Here is a 20651-nt window from a genome sequence, read left to right as displayed (position 1 = left end):
GAACAAGTTTGTAGGTCAGGTGATGCAACTTGGTAGTGTTCCAGCAGTTTTCCTGTTTAGCTGTTTGCAAAATTTGGTTACAGGCACCTGCAAACCCTTCGAGAGTTTCATCAATCTTCTCTCGAATGTTTGGCGAGACTATCAACTTACATTTAGTAGTCAGGGATTGTATCATAACTTAATTATAGTTCATCCAGACTACTTTGTGGGAGAGAGAGTCCCCGTGCATTCCTCCCCACGCCAACGTTCCTTATGGCGGAGGTCTCCTGCCGCCGAACAAGATGAAATCTTGGATACCCGTCACCTGTCTCAGTGTTAGCTGTCATGTTTTGGCTTTAACCTTATGTCAGTCTGCCACGACTCTGGCTCAAATTGTCCCAGACTCAACCCTGAATAATCCCAGCGTTGTTATTCGTGAAGGCAATATCCGACGAATTGAAGCGGGAACTCGTCTCGGAAATAACCTATTACTTCAGAGTAGATAATTCTATAAAAAAGACCAGGCTTTTTTAAACCTAGTCTCAATCTTCTAAAATTAGCAGCTATGGCGCGAAAATTTTAAACTTATGCGCGAACCAACAGCAATTAAATATCTAAATCAACCAGATTTAAACGAGGTGCATTGGTTTCGATAAACTCCCGACGGGGTGCAACTCTATCCCCCATTAATACGGTAAAAACATTATCGGCTTGGGCTGCATCTTCCACTTCTACTTGCTTAATCATCCGAGTTTCTGGGTTCATGGTTGTATTCCAGAGTTGTTCAGGCATCATTTCACCCAAACCTTTAAACCGTTGAATATTGTAGTTAGCATTAGACGGAAACTCAGCCAAACGTTCCTGCAATTCTCGCTCATTATAACAGTAGTAATGATTGCGTCCTCGTTCGACTTTATACAGAGGAGGACAAGCAATATAAATGAAACCTTGTTCGACTAATTCTCGTTGATAACGGTAGAAAAACGTTAACAGCAATGTCCGAATATGAGCGCCGTCAACGTCCGCGTCTGTCATAATAATAATCTTATGATAACGCAATTGAGTAGAATCAAAATCTTCGCCTCGAATTCCCAATCCTAACGCTGTAATCAGGGATTGAATTTCATTGTTTTTATAGATTTTGGAATCATCTGTTTTCTCAATATTCAGAATTTTTCCGCGTAGGGGTAAAATCGCCTGAGTCCGGCGATCGCGTCCTTGTTTTGCACTTCCGCCCGCACTATCCCCCTCTACCAAAAAGATTTCAGATTCAGAAGGAATTCGGGTACTACAATCAGCCAATTTACCGGGTAGTGGTGAAGATTCTAACACTGACTTCCGACGCACCAAATCTCGCGCCCGACGAGCAGCTTCTGCGGCTTTAAAAGCTTGAATTGCTTTTTCTAAAACAGCATCGGCAATATGGGGATGAAAGTCGAGATATTCTGTTAAAACTTCCCCAACTAATGAATCAACAATCCCACGAACTTCTGTATTGCCTAACTTGGTTTTGGTTTGTCCTTCAAATTCGGGGTCAGGAACTTTCACCGAAATAACAGCCGTTAACCCTTCCCGTACATTCTCACCGCCTAAATTTGACTCATTTTCTTTGAGTTTATTTCGTTTGCGAGCAAAGTTATTCATCGTGCGGGTTAAGACCGCTTTCAACCCTTCTAAATGGGTTCCGCCGTCGATTGTCCGAATATTATTAGCAAAGCCTAAAATATTATCACTATAAGCATCTACACACCATTGCAACGCGACTTCAATCTGCACACTATTGCGCTCTCCCGACACAAAAATTACATCTTCATGTAGGGGTTGCTTTTCGCGGTTCATGTAGGCAATATATTCTCGAATTCCTCCTTCATAACAAAAGCTTTCTGTTTTCGGTTCTTCGAGTTTAATCAGATCTAAACGATTGTCTGTTAACGTAATTCTAACGCCTGCATTCAAATAGGCTAATTCTCGCAAACGACTGGCGATCGTCGCATAGTCAAACTCAATTCCAGTGGTAAATATGGTTGTATCGGGTAAGAACTGTACCGAAGTTCCTGTCTGTGTTCCTTTACTGGGTTTGGACTGAAGTTCGTCAACGGGAACCCCTCGTTCGTAGCGTTGAGTATACTGGGTTTCATCCCGCAAGACTTGCACTTCTACCCATTCAGACAGCGCATTCACAACGGAAACCCCCCCCCCATGCAAACCGCCAGAAACTTTGTAACCGCCTCCACCAAATTTTCCCCCGGCGTGGAGAACCGTCATTACTGTTTCTAGGGCTGATTTTCCGGTTTTGGAATGAACATCAACGGGAATACCCCGACCATCATCAGTAACGGTTACTGAACCATCTGCATTAAAATCAACTTCAATATGGGTACAATGTCCGGCGAGCGCCTCATCAATGGAGTTATCTACAACTTCATATACTAAATGATGAAGTCCGCGTGGCCCGGTAGAACCAATGTACATCCCTGGACGTTTGCGGACGGCTTCTAGACCTTCAAGAACCTGTATTTGATCGGCGCTATAACTGCTGGTCATCTGATCACTGCTCCAATTAGGGGTCTAATGTCCCCAGGACTCCAAAAATGACAAATCTCTCCAAAATTGTAACACAAAAGGGTTAGAAACGATTACAGGCCGAACTGAAGCCCTGTTTAAATCCAGATTGAACCCCCTTATCATGGAGACTAGGGAAGGGATGTTTAATTTTTGAAAAGGACTTATGACGATTATTGTGATCTGTGGCGCAACTGCAACGGGAAAGTCAGGGCTGGCGATCGCTTTAGCGCAACGGTTAAACACGGTGATTCTCAGTGCAGATTCCCGTCAGGTGTATCGAGAGTTTGATATCGGCACGGCTAAACCAACGCGGGATGAACAGCAACAGGTTCCCCATTTCCTGATCGATATTTGCGATCCCAGAGAGACTCTCACTTTAGCAGATTACCAGGAAAAGGCTCAAGCTTTGATTGCCGTTCCTCCGGTGTCTGTTTCTCCTTCTTCTCCGGTATTGTTGGTGGGGGGGACGGGGTTGTATATTAAATCAATTGTACGCGGAATGAAGATTCCTCGGGTTGCGCCTTGTCCTCCGTTGCGATCGCAGTTTCAAGCCTTGGGTCAGGTTCAATGTTATGCAATGCTACAACAGGTTGATCCGGTAGCGGCACAAAAGATTCATCCTAATGATCAGTTTCGCACTCAAAGAGCGTTAGAGGTTTATTATATTACGGGTTGTGCTATTTCTCAACAACAAGGTGAAGATCCTCCAGATTATCCCATTTTACAAATTGGGTTGACTTTGGATCGCGATCGCCTGACTCAACGAATTCAACACCGCACTCAAAAAATGATTGAGGTGGGATGGCTAGAAGAAGTACAAACACTTCTGAAAAAATATGGTCAAGAGTTGCCACTATTACAAACTTTGGGTTATCACGAAATTCTACAATATCTCACGGGAAGTTGTTCGTTAGATGATGCGATCGCCGCGACGGTTTTGCATACTCGTCAATTTGCCAAACGACAAAAAACTTGGTTTCGATCTGTTCGGGAGATTGAATGGTTTGATGCAGAAATGCCCGATTTATTAGAACAAGTTTGGCAACGGGTTCAATCATTTCTCTGATTTTTGTATCAATTTTTTTTTAAATATTACGTTTTGGAGAATTTATTGTTAATATAAATTTTCGTGAATATTCTGGATTCTGTTAACAACAACAGAGAAACAATTTGGTGATAGAATAGTATCAGAAGGGGTTTTCCGGAATCCACAGACACTAGATTGAAGATCAAGGCAGAGTGAGTTGGGGAGTCAACATCCGTTTCCCCAGGCTTCACGAAATTCCTTGGGTGATATTAGTTGTGGATGTTGAATGATTAGTCTTTTCAAGCACGATACGGGGAGAATCGAAATGAGAAATACAGGACTAGCGTATCTACTGTGGTGTAGCTGGTTTTTAGGGTTGGGTGGTGTTCACCGCATCTATTCAGGGAATTATTTTACCGGACTGGTGTGGCTATTTACTTTCGGGTTTTTTGGGGTGGGTCAAGTCGTCGATTTATTTCTCATTCCCGGAATGGTCGAACGGAAGAATCTAAAATACCAACTTTACCAACGAGAAAATAGTCAAAATCCAATTACTCACGAAGTTATTGTTAATCTAACAGAAAGTCAAAAATATAGCCAGGAAGCGATTCCGACAGTCGATAAAAAGTCTGATATTTATACAATTTTAAAACTCGCTAAAGATAATCCTCAAGGAATTTCAGTTGCAGATTGTGTGATTGCAACAGATAAACCCATTCCTGAAATTAAGCAATTATTGAACGATTTGTATAAAGAAGGGTTGCTTCATATTGATAACCATGAAGAAACAGGAACGATCATTTATCGGATTGTTTAACAGAAAACAGTTGTTACCGTGAATATTAATCATTGAAATCACGGCTTACTATTAACTGTTTAATCGCCTTGAGGATATTCATCCCATAATTCGGTGATTTGACGTAAACTCTGAAATTCTCCCTGACCTAAAATCAGATGATCTAAAATCGGAATGGATAAAACTTGGGCGCCGGCTAAGAGTTGACGAGTGAGGGTAATATCTTCAGGACTGGGTTCAACATTTCCCGAAGGGTGATTATGAGAAATAATCATCCGCGTCGCCCCATATTTGATCACTTCTCGAAAGATCTCCCGAGGATGGGCTAAAGTCTCGGTAGCGGTACCAATTGTAATAACTTTTGTTCCGAGTAAGCGGTTTTTTACATCTAATAATAATACCGCAAATCGTTCTTGAGTTTGCCACATTAAATCCTGGCTTAAAGCATCGGCTGCGGCTTGGGGAGTTTCGATAATTGCTTTTTCAGAAGGACGGAGTTGGAAGACTCGTTTTCCGAGTTCTATCGCTGCGATAATGGTTGTGGCTTTGGCTGGCCCAATGCCATGAATTTGAGTGAGTTCTTGTACAGTAATATGTCGCAGAATGGATAATGGGTCATGCTGATTTTGACTGAGTTGATTGAGTAAAAATTGTCCTAAACCCACGGCTGATAATTTTCCTTTTCCCTGTCCGGTGTTGAGTAAAATTGCAATTAATTCTGCATTGGAAAGGGCTTGAGATCCATGGGCGATCATCCGTTCTCGGGGTCGTTCATCGGAGGGTAAATCAGCAATTCTGAGGCTGTAGGTCATACTCAATTCTCACATCATCAGGTTTTCATCAAATATAACCCGAGTTGATGACAATCAATCAACGATTTTTCATATCAATATTTTCTGATTTTTAGGAGGTAAAAACGGTTAATTAAATTGCGTGTAATTACTGATGTTCTAAACATTGAACTTGATCTTCTTTGTGAATCACTCCCGTATTTTGAGGGATCATATTCTGACCAAACATCACACCTCCTGCTTGTCGTCGAAAAGTTGCTAAAGTTTTCAAGGGTTCTTTAAGTTCGTCCCGTTTTCCTGTGAATTGGTCGGTTGTGGTAACAATACAGCGATCGCAAGGTTTAACCACATCAAAATAAACCTCTCCAATTTTAATCAATTTCCAGTCATCTTCAACAAAAGGACAATCAGATTCAATCACAATATTTGGACGAAATCGAATCATCGGAACCTCAGAAATATTAATTAAATTATTCTCGGCAATTTTGCGGTTTAATTCCTCTAAAGAAGCCGTATTTGTAAGTAAAAAAGGATAACCATCTGCAAAGCTAACCTGATCTTCAGATCGCCGTGCATAATTGGGATTAATCCGTCGAAGTTGTTGAGGAGATTGTCGCACTAACCGACAAGGTTGCATCGGAGATAATTTCAAAGCCTTTTGCAGCCAAATTGCCACTTCATCACCTTGATCAATAGCAATAGTATTATCCCGCCAAATCTTAACAGCCAGAGTGTTTCCCGTTAACTGAGGTTCAAAATTAAACGGTTCTAGGGATTCATCTTGAACAGATAAAGAAATAACTTTTCCTGAAAGTTTAACCTGAATTTTTGCCATCTGAGGATAGTCTCGCTGCGTCATAAATTGCTGACGGTGATCAACAATCATCAATTCTCGATCCCAAGTAAATCCTTTTGGTGTCACTTCTGCTTGTTCGAGTGCAATTCTCTGACAAGACTTAATCGGATGAATAAAAATACCCGTAACCTTCATTGCGAAAATCTCTCCTCTGAACCGATAAAAAAGACTAATGAGTTTGACGCGCGCGGTGACTAAAACCAACCGACGAACCGAAAAAGCCCTCGTTCAGGCAATAGTAGTATATAGGAGGTGATATTACACTGGATTGGTTATATTAGTAAACGACAGAGATTGTAAATCTCGTAAAAATTTGATTGGGGTATATAGTATGACGAAATCTCTATTTTTCCGGAGTTTGCTGGCGACAACAACAACCGTTGCAATCAGTGCAATGGCTTCGAGTGGTTATGCGGTTAGTCTTGTTCCCGACTCTGAGGGGGAAATTGATGTCGGTTTAAGTTGTTTAGATGCCGCTCAGTGTATCGAGCCCGAGTCTCTCTCCTTTGTCGAGAGTATTATGTCTGAGACCGATGAAACCACAAGTTCTAGAAGTCGTCTGTTCATTGATGATTTGACCACTGAGAATGTTTATGGGGATGATGTTAGCTTTTTAACCACAGATGCGGGAACGAATCCTGCTGATGTTTGGTTTCGCCCTGTCGCTTATTTGGAAGATACAGATTCTTATCCAGAAGAGGGTCAACTCGAAGTCGGGACTTACACCTTTGAATTTGGTACCCTCTTAAAAGAATTGACGATTGAATATTTCGATGCAGAGTCTGAAAATACTACGGGTGTTGTGGCTCTTAATGGTAATCCTTTAGCTTCTCCAGATTGGGTACCTGATGGATCAAATGGTAATGTCTTTACTCAAACCTTTGCTGATGTGAGTTCTCTAACGCTGAAGTTGGGATTATTTGATCCTGAAGGAATGATGGTTAAAAAACCTGGGGATGGTGTCCGCTTTCGGTTAGCTGCAACCCCCGCAACTGTTCCTGAACCCACGACAATTAGTGGTTTAGCAGCCGTTAGTTTGGCTTTAGCGGGTTCTAAGCTTCGTAAGCGTGATCAGGCTTAAAACGGTACGCAAATTAGCCAATCTTCAACAAAATTTATGCACTACTCTCAGAGTCTTTCTAGCATTTGCTGGGATGGAGTGTGACTAGATTTTGATTCAAACCCAAAAGATGGATAGAGAATAAAACAATTAGCTTATCCATCTTTTGTAAGTTTTTTGGATTGATAAAGAGTCTATCTAGAATCTATCTAAGGGGAGAGGAGAGTCAGACTAAGTTTATGCTACTTAAAAGTTATAATAGTTCGGACAAAACTCTCAGTTACATCCTGCCAACGAGGATTACAAGCCCGTTGTTTAATAATCTCAAAATGCACCAATGACCACTGTTGACCTAAACCTCCTTGTTCACAACGACGTTCAAGATAAGTGACTTTTTCCGGGTTGAGATAGTGGGTTTCACAGATATGGTCAAATAATATTTCAAAAGCATTGCTAATGCTAATTCCTTGTTTCCGGGGGAACTCCGTGACCATCACAATCTGGCTACCATCAGATTTAGGATGAATTTGTAAATCGCACTTACAAATACTTCCTGGCCAAAGTTGACACTTAAACAACATTTCTAAAGCATCCTTAGTTAAAGCGAATCAAAAAGAGGACTGAATGGTATTGATCCAGTCTCTACGTTCTTAATAATGAATTATAAATTAAATCTTAAGATATATTCTAGTCTTCTTAAGATTGAGAATAATACCCCTGTTCAGTGATTCTCTCTGAAGTTTGCTAGTCTTAGAGACTCTAGATGGAGTCACAAGGGCTGAATTTAGGGTTTTTCCCTCTTTCTCCCACTCTTGGAGATAACGGCTTTCACGGCGAAAAATATCTCGCTTATGAAAGCGGTTGTCATAAAAATTTACATTTGCTGAACTTTAGCCCTCCACTCAGAGTGAGTTAAATTACTCAATAGATTCAGGAAAATGATGAATTCAATTCAATAATTTGAATAAAATCCCCAAATCTGCTCTTATAATTCATCTAATAGTGAGTATTATGTAATAGATAATTGACTTCACTCACCAGCCATTCTTGAAACAACTTTTGGATAATTTCTTGAGAACGTTCTTCCGTTAACTCAGCCGGGATAAACTCCTCAACTTTAAATAAATGATAACCTAGATCGGTTTGGTGGGGGCCGATAATTTCTCCCGGAGTTGCACCAAAAACCAAAGCGGCTATATCTGCTTTCAAATGACGGCGATTGAGTTTTCCTTCATAACCACATAATTCTCGGCGTTTTTTTTCAATATCATAGAGATGAGCGGCGTGATAAAAGCTAATTTCTTCTTCTTCTATTTGATAAAAAAGTTCCCGTGCTAGCCGCTCATAGGGAACAATAATTTGATAAAGTAAGACTTGTTCATAGTCTAATCTATTTTGAGCAAAGTATTTTTCGACTTCCGAAGCAAACAGAGTTTCTGCTAGTTTTTTAGCCAAAATTTTCTGTTGAATTCCGGCTTCCCAGTCATCAGGGGAAATCCCTTGGTCAGCTAACCATGCTAAAGTGTCAGAAGCTTTTTCTAGCCGTATAGCTAGGCGTTGACGATCAGCCTCTGCTTGAATTTCATCTGAGGTGACTGTAATTTCTCGTTCCTGAACCGCTTGAAAAATCGCTCTTTGCGATAAGATTTTATGACAGAATTTTTTGTACTGAAGTTGTTCTTTTATAAAACCAACAATTTCATCATTGGTAACAAATGTTCCCAACTGATTAACCATAGTCGCTTTCTCTCTCGGTTCAGATTGAGTAGTTTTCATCCTCAAATATTATCTCTTTATATTACAATAAAATCGGTTAGCATTAAAGTTGTTTGATCTAAAGAATTAACAGTTCCTAGAGCCACACCCAAAATCAATTCATTTTGACTAACATTAAGTTGAATAGCTGTTGCATCAATCATACCATCATTATTAGAATCAACAGGATTTAAAGCAATATTAGTTAACAAGATATCGGAAGGAAGAAAAATTTTATCCCCTGCGATCGCTTCAAAATCAACAATGACATCAACGCTCTCAACATCTTCTAATATTAAAGCAAATGTATCCGCTCCTTCGCCTCCAATTAGGGTATCATTCCCGAGATCTCCCCAAAGCCGATCGTTCCCCACACCCCCAGTCAGCGAGTCGTCTCCCTGACCTCCTCGAATTGTATCATTTCCCTCTCCACCATCGACAAGATCATTGCCTACATTTCCTTGAACAAAATCATCACCGCTTCCCCCCGATAAACTATCATTTCCTGCTAAACCGAATATCCGATCCGCATCGGGATTTCCTTGAATGTTATCATTATCGTTGCTAGCGATCATTAAAGGAGTAACAGGAATAGTTGTTCTGGGTAGGAATGACTCCTGAGAAACGGTTTGAAAATCCTCTAAATTGAGAGTGGTTTCACCCCCATCATTGACGGTTCCTAAAACAACCGCTAAAGTGCGATCGCTGACGGTTGAGCTAATCTTAATTAAAGTCGCGTCAGCTTCACCATCTCCGTCTGTATCCGTCACTTCAAAGGTTAAATTGTCGGGTGAAGTTCCGGGTAATAACTGAATTTTATCACCGTCGGTAGCATTAAAATCAGTAATAATATCGGGACTGTTAGAATAGTCAGGAATTAAGACAAAAGTATCTGCACCTTCACCACCCGAGATTGTATCCGTACCGACATCGCCCGACAGCCAATCCTCTCCCTGTGATCCAAAGATTAAATCATTTCCTTGTCCACCCCAAATTGTATCATTTCCTGCACCGCCAACTACAGTATCATCACCTACATTCCCCTGTAAAAGATCATCGCCAGCTTCTGCAAAAATCTCATCGTTTCCATCTAAACCCAGGATGGTATTAGCATCATAATTTCCTAAAATACTATTATCCTCAAACGTCCCCAAAGCCAGCGTGATTCCAATGACTTCTATGGTATTAATGTCTGGAGTTGGAATCGGTTGAGAAGGGAGGTTAATTAGAGTTATTTCCACAGAAGAACGACTGTCTTCAGAGGAGGGGGGCTGAGGTTCTTCTGTAGAATTGTCGTCTGTAGAATTGTCGTCTGTAGAATTGTCGTCTGTGGAATTGTTATCTGTAGAATTGTTATCTGTGAAATTGTTATCTGTAGAATTGTCGTCTGTGGGATTATTATCTGTAGAGTTATTAGCCGGAGTTTCAACGTTTGCATCAGTTGAAGCATCGTTATCGTCCGCTTCTGCGGATGAATTTCCCCCGGTTGATGTGGCTCCCGGTTGGTTGGTTTCCGCGTTGCTGTGACTGGTTTCTCCATCTCCAGATGTGGCGTTGGCTTCGCTTTCACTTCTGGCGCCGCTATCATCTACAGTCGAGTTACTGGATGAACTGCTAGAACTTCCGTTAGCATTTTCTGCGGTATCGGGTGTTGTATTTGAGTTGGTAGAATTGTTATCGGTCGAATTATTATTGGTAGAATTATTATTGGTAGAATTGTTATTGTTTGAATTGTTATCGGTTGTATTATCAGTCAAGTTGTTATCGGTCGAATTATTATCAGTTGAATTATTATCTGTAGAGTTATTAGCCGGAGTTTCAACGTTCGCATCAGTTGAAGCATCGTTATCGTCCGCTTCTGCGGATGAATTTCCCCCGGTTGATGTGGCTCCCGGTTGGTTGGTTTCCGCGTTGCTATTGCTTGTTTCTCCATCTCCAGATGTGGCGTTGGCTTCGCTTTCACTTCTGGCGCCGCTATCATCTACAGTCGAGTTACTGGATGAACTGCTCGAACTTCCGTTAGAATTTTCGATTGTATTTGAGTCGGTGGAATTGTTATCTGTAGAATTGTTATCGGTCGAATTGTTATCGGTAGAATTATTATCCATTGAATTATTAGCCGGAGTTTCAACATTAGCATCAGTGGAAGCATTATTATTAGAAGCTTCAGCCGATGAATTTCCGCTCGTTGATGTGGCTCCTTCTTCATACTCTTGAGCTTCACTGTAGCTTGTTTCTCCATTAGAAGAAGTTGCAGTCGCTTGGCTATTACTTCCCGCTCCGTTGTCATTAACAAAAGACTCAGAAGAACTAGAGGCACTGTTACTATTCTGAGTTGAATTCATATCTTCGAGTATATCTTCAGCTTCTAACTCATTATAAAGTTGAGAATTTGAGGTAATTGTTTCTAAGGGAGTATCTGCTGGAATCAAGTAATTTGTGTCAACAGTATAGTTTGATGAAACCTCTAAGGATGTTTTCTGATCGTCTAAAGAATCTTGAGAAAAATATTGATCGAATTGAGACATTATAATTGATCTCCTGAAAGCTTTTTTAAGGTTATCTGTTAATCAAAAACTTTGATAAAATCAGTTTATTTGAATTAAGAAAGTAATAGTTATGAATTTTTAAATTTTTAGGAAAAGTCCATTAATACAAAAAAGGCTCTAAAAATTTAGGGCGGATTCCAAATTAATAGAATGATGTGATACATTAAAAAAGTCAAACAAGTATAAGTTAATTGGTTAGTATCAGATGAGAGTTAATCAAGCTCAAAGTAAAAAAAACCAATTTTTAGACTCTATGAAAAAATCGTTTTAGTGCCTATCGATGGAAAGATCAATATCAAGGGATTGAGAAACAGAAACATTCGTATTAGTAACGGCGACGGCAACTCCGTGAGCAACAGCATAGGTTACGGAAGCCTTCGGTTTACTAATTGCATCGGTTTTGGTTTTGCTTCGAGTTAAAGTAAATTCCCCGACTGCTACAGCATCAGCGTCAGCATAAGCAAAGTTCAATTCAGCTGTTGCATTAGCTGTTGTACTGGTGGAGGCTCCCCCGGTGATATTTTTGTCTTCGGCTACCTCATCTAAAAAGTTTAAATCTCTGATAATCATTCTTGCTTTTATTAAGGTATTAGACGAGTTTCTCTTGAGTCAGTTCTATTCAGTTTAAACCAACTCAAGAGATTTTTAATTCATCTGCAACTACTTTTGACAGTAGTTCTATTTCGTGATTGAAAAAGCTTAATCACGGTGCAGTATGATCTTTTTATTAGTACCAGTAACCGTAGCTTTTGCCAGTAGCAGAAGCAGAAGTAGCGGTGGAGATGGAGGTATACTCATCTGTGTAGGTTTCACTTAAAGCATTTGAGGCAGAGTCATTTCCAAAAGCTGCTGCATCTGCTTCTGCAAAAGCAAGATTGCCTTTAACGTCAGCTTTGGCAGTAAAATACTTGTCGATGTCTACATATTCATCGAATGAAAGTACAGTCTTAGCGTATTTGTTAGTGATACCGCCAGTAACGTTAGCTTCAACGGTTTCTAAGTGGTTCAGATCTGCGATTTTCATGGTTTTTATCCTGTTAATAGTCTGAGTGTTTGTGTCGAGTTGTTTTTCTTATCTCGACATTTTTATAATAACCAACCTTGCAAATACTGTGTTGCCATTTTGGCAGTTTTATCAAATTTATCTAGAAAAGTATTGCATCTCTATTCTTGGGGAATTTTCAATAAAATGTAGACAGGAAAATCAACCCAAAAATTTATGGGTTAACAAAAAACTATTGCGATGAGTCAGTTCAAATTCTTCTGAAACAACTCAATAACTCTAAGATTCACTTGTCGTTACAGTTGACAGCAAACCTGACGAATGATTCAGTCATTTTAATCATTCAGGAGTCGATAACATCAATTTTTGGCTTAACGTGATTCTAGTAATTAATATTAGTCAATACTAGAAATTATGGCTTGCCAGAATGGCAGTTTTTATGTTAACTTATTTAAAGTTGTTAAATCTCGTGGGTTGGAGTCGGGTTTGACCCTTCAGACAAAAAAATAACCCCAAAGACTAGGGGGTTAAAAATAGATTTATCTTCATCTTTGTTATGAAAAGGATGTTAAAGTTGATAAAAATGCAGTAATCTCAAGAAACCTTCTGTCGAGCGCGATCGCATTTACAAGAAGAAGTTTTCTTGTTTTTTTCACATTGGCTATTATCTTTGATTAACCGATTGTAAGTGCGGTAGGGAATATAATGCAAAGGATTATAACCTGCAAATCGGAGAATTAAAACACAAGCCCAGGAATATTTTCCAGCTAATATGGCATCAATGACTTGATTAAATTGTTCTTCGCTCATGGCTTTATCTTGCTGACTTTTAGAAGAAGTATTAGAATAGTTCATGTGAATGCTTCCCAGATGAATTGAACTTAAAATTAGTCTTCTTATCTTTGATTACATTGAAGTAATTCCGTATTAAAGCTCTAAACCAGTGGTCTGAAACTTCTGCAAGGGTTCAAGTATCACATCAGCAACCCGACGCTGACGAATGATAATATCTGCACTTGCAGTTTGTCCCGGTTTAAATTGAATTTCTTCTTGATTTTCTATAATTGAATCCTGTTCTAACTCAACTTCAAGCTGATAAACAGGTTCTTGGTTTTCTGCGGATTTTGTATCAGGAGAAATCGAGGTAACAGTTCCTTCTATTACTCCATAATCTTGATAAGGATAAGCATCAAACTTCACTTTTACAGGCATCCCCACTTTAATAAAACCTGCTTCTTGATTGGGTAAACTAGCCGATAAAACTAACGGAGTATTTTCGGGTAAAATTTCAGCAATATTTTGTCCGGGTTGTACGACTTCTCCAACATTACTAACGTTTAAAGTAGAAATATAACCATCAACGGGAGCATAAACAAATCGTTCGTCTAGCTTCATTTTAGCCGTAATCAATAAACTTTTTGTTTCTTTGATTTGAGCTTGAAACTGCATCATATCCAGTTCAATTTGCTGAATTTTTTGATCGGCTTCTATCTGAATGGCTTCGGCTTCTGATTGTTTTTGTTCGAGTTCAACATACAGACGATTGACTTCAGCTTGCAATTGTTGCAATTCTCCTTCATTTTGAGTAATCATCTGTTGACGCTCTCGTAACATTTGTTGAGCTTGAAATACCTGTTCTTTCGTGCTATTTTTCTCCGATAATTGAGCTTGAACAATAGCCCGTTCGCGATCTCGTAAAGATTGTTCCGCCTGAAACAATAACTCCTGAGAAATCGCTCCTTCTTCTACTAACGGTTTTAACCGTTCAACCCGTTTCACTGATGCGGCTTTATCTGCATAAAGTTTTTCTAAAAGTTCATCGGCTTGTGTCGGTAAGGGTTGTATATTCTCTACTCTGGCTTGAGCGCTTTCTGCTTGTAATTGGAGTTGACTGAGTACCCGTTCAGTTCCACGTATTTGTGTTTTTACCCGTTCAATTTCTGCTTCATGGGTTTGAATTTGAGCGGCTGAGATTGCACTAAGACTTTGCTTTTCTAAATGGGTTCTTTCTAAAAGTCCTTGTTTTTGAGTTTGTTCGATTTGAAAAGAATTAAGCTGGTGTTGTAGTCGTTCAATTTCTGCTAAAGCAAGTTGACTATCCAATTCTGCAATCACTTCACCTGCTTTTACTGTATCCCCTTCTTTAACAGCTAAAGTGGCAATTTTTCCCATTTCCACCGGATGAACTTTGTAAACATTTCCTTGGGGAATTAATTTACCTCGGGCATTACCCACTTCATCAACAGTTCCCAAATGCGCCCAAGTTGCAAAAGCGATACAAAATACTGCGCCACCCCAAAACAGTTGCATCGGAAATGAGGCGGGTGGTTGATCTAAAACTGACTGTAAAGCAATTGACCAATTTCCTGAATTTGAAGCTGTTTTTTCGGACTCTTTATCTTTCGGGGCGAAAGGGGAAGCACCATCGGAAATTGGCGGGGAAAGAGGGAGAGAAGTAGTAACTCCACCGTGGATGGAGTGGGCTTCTTCGATGTTTTCTTGGGAGAAGTTTAAATCATACAAATAATCTTGTTTATCCTCACATTGAGAATCGGATTTCCGAGTTAGTTTTGCAGAAAACCGAGGTGAAATGTTGAAGCTCATCACTTTAAATGTTGTAACAACGTTGGATTTAGAGTCAGGGTGAATTCGGAAGATCACTCACAAATCAAGATGAGATCAATCTTGTCTGAAATCCACTCTGAACTTAGAGTCATATCAAAGCATCAAATAATTTTTTTAAAGGGTTGTTTTTGGGTCACTTGTGTTTCTGATATACCTCAATTTAGCTGTGAAAGGTGATCGTTAGGCAGGCAGAAACTTAAAGCTGTTAGTATATTAACCGATATTCGTTTATGATTCTGCCAAATTGGCAGTTTTTTTAATTTTTTAAATGACTTCATTTTAAGTATTATAAACTTTACCAATTGCTTGATTTAGAGTTGCAATTTAATCGATTATTGGCTTGATTTTTAACAAAACTTAATTTTTTTGATTGGCTCAAGTCATTCTGATTTGTTTTAAGTATCATCAATTGAATCTGCAAATTGTTGTTTAATCTAAACTTGAGAAAAGAATATCCAATCCTCAATACCATTCAATCTTTGAATGCTACCGAGTCTCAGATCTCTCACTCTAGATTTAATGTAATCAAATCATTAACAGAGATTAAAGATTAAGTTGTTGTTGGGCTAAATGATAGTAAAGTCCTTGAGTCTGCATCAATTGCTGATGATTTCCCTTTTCAACTAACACCCCCCGATCTAACACTAAAATTTGATCGGCATTGCGAACGGTAGAAAGACGATGAGCAATAATAATCGTGGTGCGATCACGACTCATTTGTTCTAAATTTCGTTGAAAGCGCCGTTCACTTTCAGTATCCAAAGAACTCGTCGCTTCATCTAACACTAAAAGTCGAGGATTTCCGAGTAACGCCCGGGCGATCGCAATGCGTTGACGTTGACCTCCCGACAAACTTGAACCCCGTTCTCCGACTTTCGTGTTATACCCCAGAGGTAAAGTTTGAATAAAGCTATGGGCTTCTGCTAATTTGGCAACTTCAACCACTTCTTCGAGGGTATATTCTCCTCGATAAATCGTAATATTTTCTAAGATCGTCCCCGAAAACAGATAACATTCTTGTGGCACAACCCCCATCTGAGTTCGCAAAGACTGGCTAGACACATGACGCAAATCATGTCCATCGATCCAGACACGACCACTGCGAGGATGATACAAAGCCTGTAATAGCTTCACCAAGGTACTTTTACCCGAACCACTTCGGCCCACAATTGCCAGAGTTTGGCTAGGTTGAATGTCAAAGGAAAGATTTTCTAAGGTGTTATCTTCATCTTCCCCATAGCGAAATGTCACCTGATCAAACTTAATTTGACCTTGTAGAGGCGGAAGAACAAGTAACGGTTTTTGTGGGCTTTCCTCCGGTTCAGTGTCAAAAACATCATTGAGACGTTCAACGGAGATCAACACTTCTTGCAGTTCATCCCACAAACCAGCCAAAGCAATCACGGGCGAAATCACACGACCTTGCATCATGTTAAACGCCATAAATTGACCAATGGTTAATTGATCTTGAATCACCAACATTGCCCCAAACCAGAGTACGGCTGTACCACCAATCGAATTAATTAACCCACTGACAAACCCCAAATTAATCGCCAATTTCTGGGCTTTAAACCGCATATTCAGTTGTTCAGTCAGGCGATCTTCCCAGCGCCAGCGTAACTCCTGTTCTGCCCCCACCGATTTCACCGTAGAAACTCCGGTCATCATCTCCACAAGGGTAGAATTTTGATCGGCCGACGCATTAAAAACTTGACGAGAAACTTTGCGGAGAAAGGGCGTTGAACCCAAAGTTAACAACAGAATCGGTGGAATCAAACCCAAAATCAAGACTGTTAGCTGCCAGTTATAGTACAGCATCAATCCCAAATAGACAAACCCCGTAACAAAATTCAGCCACGCCAGCAGAATTTGACCAATTAGAAATCGTTGAATTTTTTGGTTTTCTTGAACTCGGGTAATAATATCACCGACTCGTCGAGACTCAAAAAACTTGAGGGGAAGTTTGAGGGTGTGTTGAATAAAACCGCTAATGAGAGTTAAATCTAGGCGGTTGGAGAGATAACTCAACAAATATTGTCGAATCGAAGATAATCCCAAACTCCACACCCCAAACAGCAAAGCACCCAAAGCAAAAACGTGTAAACTGGTGAGGCTTTTGTTGACAACGACTCGATCCATAATAATTTGAGTAATCAGAGGCGACACCAGCGCAAACATTTGGATCAAGATCGAAATCAAAATGATTTGCAGCCCCAACGTTTTATAGGGCCACAACACCCCCATAAATCGACCTAAAGAACGTTTTTCGTTCTCGACTTGTTCGAGTCGTTCTGTGGGGTCAACCAACAACGCATAACCTGTCCATCCGGCGAGAAATTCTTGACGAGATAACTCCCGTTTTCCTTGGGCGGGGTCAGCAATCAATACTTTGCGCCGTTTTACCCAACAAACCACGACATAGTGATCACCTTGCCAATGGGCTATCCAGGGATTTTTTTGGTCTTCTAGCCGACTCAAACTGGCTCGTACAGGTCGAACTTGAAATCCTAAACTTTCCCCCGCTCGTGCTAATCCTTTTAACGAGGCACCCGAACGACCCACCCCGGCTAGGTTTCTTAAACGGTTCAGACTCCAGGTTTTACCCCAATATTGTCCAATTGTTGCCAGACAAGCAGCCCCACAGTCGGAGGAACTTTGCTGTTCGACGCAGGGATAACGCCGCCAAAGTCCCCGCCCTCGCTTCAGTTTTCGAGGCTTAGGAAGTTCGAGTTTGAGATTTGGACTTGGAGAGGGAACAGGAGTAGCAGAGGGTTGTGTTTGAGGCGGAACCGGGATGGGGGAACGAGGAGAGGGTTTAGAGGTTTTTTTTATGGAGTTTTCGGAAATATTTTGCCAATCTTCGGCGGAAAGCTGATAAACAATCAAAGGCGTTTTGGCAACCCAAGCGGTTGGCGTAGTATCGGGATAACCCCAACTTTCTCCCTGTTGAGGAATCGATTCTGTTGCTTCAATTTCACCTTGATACAACCAGTAGCGCCCTTTTGAAGCAGGTGTTGCAGTTTTTAGAGGGGTTTGGGGCTGAATTTGACGTTCGCTGATCTCGGGTAAGAGTTCTCGCAGTTGAGAACTGGTTAATCTTCGTAATTCGGTTTGAGTTTTGAAGAAAATCAAACGTTGGCGTTTGTCAGTAGTGGTTTGTAGTTCCTCTCGCCATTGAGGAAACCGTTCCAGCCAAGTTTGCAGAGTCTTGACACTCAGATAAGCAATCAATACGGGACTGGCTGCGATCGCTTGATAGGGTAGGGGTTCAAGGGTGAACAGATGGCGATCACCTCCAAACAGTTCTCCGGCTTCTAGGCGGGAAACCGAAACGTCTCGGTCTTTTGTGGGGTCAGAACCTAACAGCCTAACCTGACCTTGACAAATGAGATAAATTCCCTCTTGATGTTCGCCCTGAACAGAATTTGTAGACCGATTGAGTTGATCATTATATACATTCGGAGAAAGACTGTTCGCTACAATCGCAATCTCGTCTCCTAGCTCATAGCTGTAAACCTCTGCTTCCTGACTAAGATTCACCGCCAGACTACTCTCAATATTGAGAAAGGTGAGAAGTTGTTCAAAAGCAGAGATACTCTCTGATGCACTCCTTTTTCGGCTCGTTGTCTGAGCTGAATGCCGAAACTGAGAATTTAATTGGCTCATTCGTTTTCAGGGGAGTTCTACTCCGAATGTAGTGTCAACTATTCTTTTTTCTGAAAAACCGGGTTAAAAATTCGAGAAAAATCACATCTTGTTAAAAAAGTTAATCAATAACAGATGTGAGCTAACCTATTTCTGAACTCACAAAAATAAAACTGAGTCCTCGACTTTTCGCCGAATTTCGAGACTGAAAGCTTGTTTGCTCCTTTGATAACAGCCAGTTTTCTCCCTCTAACTTGAGAGTGTTAAGTCCCTGGAGTCTCGACATTATCCGATTTTCCAATGCAAGTGACTGGTTTTCATCTCAAAGCATTAATGAATATCAAATTCAAAAACGTTTGATGAATATACAATGATCAAATTTCTTTTACCCCTGTCTTGATTTCATCTCAAAGACAGTGGCCAAAAATTAGTTTCAACTAACAATACCAAACAGACCAACTCTCAATTCGCCCAGCCTAATCACGACCTGAGAATATCCCAGGTTTCACTTAACTTTCACAGCTATATAAAAGATTGCCATATGTTTTATCAAATGTCTACAATTCTCCGTTTACCTTTACAGAATCTTTAAAAAACGCCTCCTATTGTTTTAAAATCAGTTAGAAGATAGATGATTTGAAGCCTGTAAGCTTTACAGTTCCTTTACATAAACCATTCTTAACCGCCAGAGTCATCAGGTGATCTCCCCCCAATGGCTCTCATCCCTCACCCCAAAAAAGTTGAACAAATTCACAAACGAGAGGTCACAATCGCGGTAAAGTTGATCAGGGTAGCACCCTGCTAAGAGTCTTAAATCTGCTATGTCTGATTCCACCCCTGCATCTACTCAACCCGAAGAATACCCCAACGCTGACTACCGAAAACTCGACACCAGCAAACTGTCGGAAATGATGCAGCGATATATCGAGGTTAAACAACAATATCCTCATGCGTTACTCTTTTTTCGGGTAGGCGACTTCTTCGAGTGCTTTTTTCAAGATGCCGTCACCATCGCCCGTGAACTCGAACTCATCCAAACCACCAAAGCCGCCGGAAAAGAAGTGGGGCGAGTTCCGATGACTGGAGTTCCCCACGAACACGTTTATCGCTACAGCGCTACCCTGTTAGAAAAAGGCTATGCCGTCGTCATTTGTGATCAGGTTGAAGATGCAGCCATCGCCGCCAAAGAAAGGCGACAAGTTCGGCGAGAAGTCACCCGTGTTCTAACACCTGGAACTCTAACGGATGATAATATGCTCAAAGGTCGCCAAAATAATTATTTAGCGGCAATTGTGATCGCAGGTGAATATTGGGGGTTAGCTTATGCAGATATTTCCACCGGAGAATTTCTCACTACCCAGTCAGAACATTTAGAACACCTCACCCAAGAATTAATGCGGTTACAACCGTCTGAAGTGTTGTTCCCAGTGAATGCACCCGATATTAGTAAAATGCTGAAACCGGGAGAAAATGATCAAGAACTTCCTGAGTGTTTACCTCGTTGTTTTTGCTATTCATTGCGATCGCAAAAGCCTTTTTCTTTGGGTGAAGCCAGACCTCGAATTTTACAACAATTTCAACTCAAATCTCTCGAAGGCATTGGTTGTGAACATCTTCCTCTGAGTGTGCGGGCAGCCGGGGGGTTATTAGAATATTTAGAAGATACTCAAAAAGATCATATTACCCCTCTCCAACGTCCTCGAACTTATACTCTCAGTGATTATTTAGTCGTCGATCATCAAAGTCGCCGCAACTTAGAAATTACCACAACCGTTCGAGATAATACGCTATATGGTTCTTTATTATGGGCGTTAGATAAAACAAATCCCCCAATGGGAAGTCGGGCGTTACGGCGTTGGTTATTACAACCTTTACTCGATCTCAAAGGCATTCGCGCCCGCCATGATACCATTCAAGAGTTTGTCAATAACCACGAACTGCGACAAGATATTCAACAGATTCTCCGACAAATCTATGACCTTGAACGGTTGACCGGACGA

General features: G+C 40.7%; 17 protein-coding genes. 6 read left to right on the top strand and 11 right to left on the bottom strand.

Annotated features, from left to right (window positions below):
* Both M595_RS31940 and M595_RS24310 read left to right on the top strand, forming a co-directional pair.
* A partial coding sequence (locus M595_RS31940) for a hypothetical protein (RefSeq protein ID WP_203419137.1) occupies window positions 1-319 on the top strand: 319 nt, incomplete at its 5' end.
* Window positions 320-329: 10 nt separating this feature from the next.
* A complete protein-coding gene (locus M595_RS24310; RefSeq protein WP_203419135.1) occupies window positions 330-485 on the top strand; it encodes a hypothetical protein in 156 nt (51 codons plus the stop codon).
* Window positions 486-585: 100 nt separating this feature from the next.
* Here the strand turns inward: M595_RS24310 and gyrB are convergent, their stop codons facing one another.
* A complete protein-coding gene (gene gyrB, locus M595_RS24305) occupies window positions 586-2523 on the bottom strand; it encodes a DNA topoisomerase (ATP-hydrolyzing) subunit B (protein WP_023069187.1) in 1938 nt (645 codons plus the stop codon).
* A 184-nt stretch (window positions 2524-2707) separates the two neighbouring features.
* On the opposite strand from gyrB, the gene miaA reads away from it, so the two are divergent.
* Together miaA and M595_RS24295 are read left to right on the top strand one after the other, a co-directional pair.
* Complete coding sequence (miaA, locus tag M595_RS24300) at window positions 2708-3610, top strand: tRNA (adenosine(37)-N6)-dimethylallyltransferase MiaA (protein WP_023069189.1); 903 nt, start codon at window positions 2708-2710, stop codon at window positions 3608-3610.
* Between the two features lie 286 nt (window positions 3611-3896).
* A complete protein-coding gene (locus M595_RS24295; RefSeq protein WP_023069195.1) occupies window positions 3897-4388 on the top strand; it encodes an NINE protein in 492 nt (163 codons plus the stop codon).
* A gap of 59 nt (window positions 4389-4447) precedes the next feature.
* Here the strand turns inward: M595_RS24295 and radC are convergent, their stop codons facing one another.
* Together radC and M595_RS24285 are read right to left on the bottom strand one after the other, a co-directional pair.
* Window positions 4448-5179 carry a RadC family protein gene (radC, locus tag M595_RS24290; RefSeq protein ID WP_023069181.1) on the bottom strand — a complete coding sequence of 244 codons (732 nt, stop codon included), beginning with the start codon at window positions 5177-5179 and terminating at the stop codon, window positions 4448-4450.
* Between the two features lie 127 nt (window positions 5180-5306).
* The gene (locus M595_RS24285) at window positions 5307-6149 is read right to left on the bottom strand and encodes an MOSC domain-containing protein (protein ID WP_023069186.1); all 843 of its coding nucleotides are present in this window, start codon (window positions 6147-6149) and stop codon (window positions 5307-5309) included.
* Window positions 6150-6345: 196 nt separating this feature from the next.
* Here M595_RS24285 and M595_RS24280 point away from each other — a divergent pair, with 196 nt between their 5' ends.
* The gene (locus M595_RS24280; protein WP_023069185.1) at window positions 6346-7095 is read left to right on the top strand and encodes an LEVG family PEP-CTERM protein; all 750 of its coding nucleotides are present in this window, start codon (window positions 6346-6348) and stop codon (window positions 7093-7095) included.
* A gap of 221 nt (window positions 7096-7316) precedes the next feature.
* Here M595_RS24280 and M595_RS24275 read toward each other — a convergent pair whose 3' ends face one another.
* The 8 genes from M595_RS24275 to M595_RS24240 all read right to left on the bottom strand — a co-directional run bounded on the left by M595_RS24275 (window position 7317) and on the right by M595_RS24240 (window position 18672).
* Window positions 7317-7655 carry a hypothetical protein gene (locus M595_RS24275; protein ID WP_023069193.1) on the bottom strand — a complete coding sequence of 113 codons (339 nt, stop codon included), beginning with the start codon at window positions 7653-7655 and terminating at the stop codon, window positions 7317-7319.
* A gap of 415 nt (window positions 7656-8070) precedes the next feature.
* Complete coding sequence (locus tag M595_RS24270) at window positions 8071-8811, bottom strand: peptidylprolyl isomerase (RefSeq protein ID WP_023069191.1); 741 nt, start codon at window positions 8809-8811, stop codon at window positions 8071-8073.
* 56 nt (window positions 8812-8867) lie between these two features.
* Window positions 8868-11357 (bottom strand): hemolysin-type calcium-binding repeat family protein, encoded by a 2490-nt coding sequence (locus M595_RS24265; RefSeq protein WP_023069183.1) that lies wholly within the window; start codon window positions 11355-11357, stop codon window positions 8868-8870.
* 288 nt (window positions 11358-11645) lie between these two features.
* On the bottom strand, window positions 11646-11948 hold the full coding sequence (locus M595_RS24260) for a hypothetical protein (RefSeq protein ID WP_023069196.1): 303 nt from the start codon (window positions 11946-11948) through the stop codon (window positions 11646-11648).
* A gap of 157 nt (window positions 11949-12105) precedes the next feature.
* Complete coding sequence (locus M595_RS24255) at window positions 12106-12402, bottom strand: hypothetical protein (RefSeq protein ID WP_023069179.1); 297 nt, start codon at window positions 12400-12402, stop codon at window positions 12106-12108.
* A gap of 573 nt (window positions 12403-12975) precedes the next feature.
* Window positions 12976-13236, bottom strand: coding sequence for a HetP family heterocyst commitment protein (locus tag M595_RS24250; protein WP_023069188.1), 261 nt, complete (start codon window positions 13234-13236; stop codon window positions 12976-12978).
* A gap of 72 nt (window positions 13237-13308) precedes the next feature.
* Entirely contained in the window at window positions 13309-14985 is a 1677-nt protein-coding gene (locus tag M595_RS24245) for a beta-barrel domain-containing protein (RefSeq protein WP_023069192.1), read from the bottom strand.
* A 564-nt stretch (window positions 14986-15549) separates the two neighbouring features.
* Window positions 15550-18672, bottom strand: coding sequence for an ABC transporter transmembrane domain-containing protein (locus M595_RS24240; RefSeq protein WP_023069184.1), 3123 nt, complete (start codon window positions 18670-18672; stop codon window positions 15550-15552).
* Between the two features lie 800 nt (window positions 18673-19472).
* Here M595_RS24240 and M595_RS24235 point away from each other — a divergent pair.
* A partial coding sequence (locus tag M595_RS24235) for a MutS N-terminal domain-containing protein (protein ID WP_023069178.1) occupies window positions 19473-20651 on the top strand: 1179 nt, incomplete at its 3' end.

This window comes from Lyngbya aestuarii BL J, assembly GCF_000478195.2.
GTDB classification, from domain to species: Bacteria; Cyanobacteriota; Cyanobacteriia; order Cyanobacteriales; family Microcoleaceae; genus Capilliphycus; species Capilliphycus aestuarii.
The sequence above is the reverse complement of the archived record's forward strand: the minus strand, read 5'-3'. Positions and strand labels throughout refer to the sequence as shown.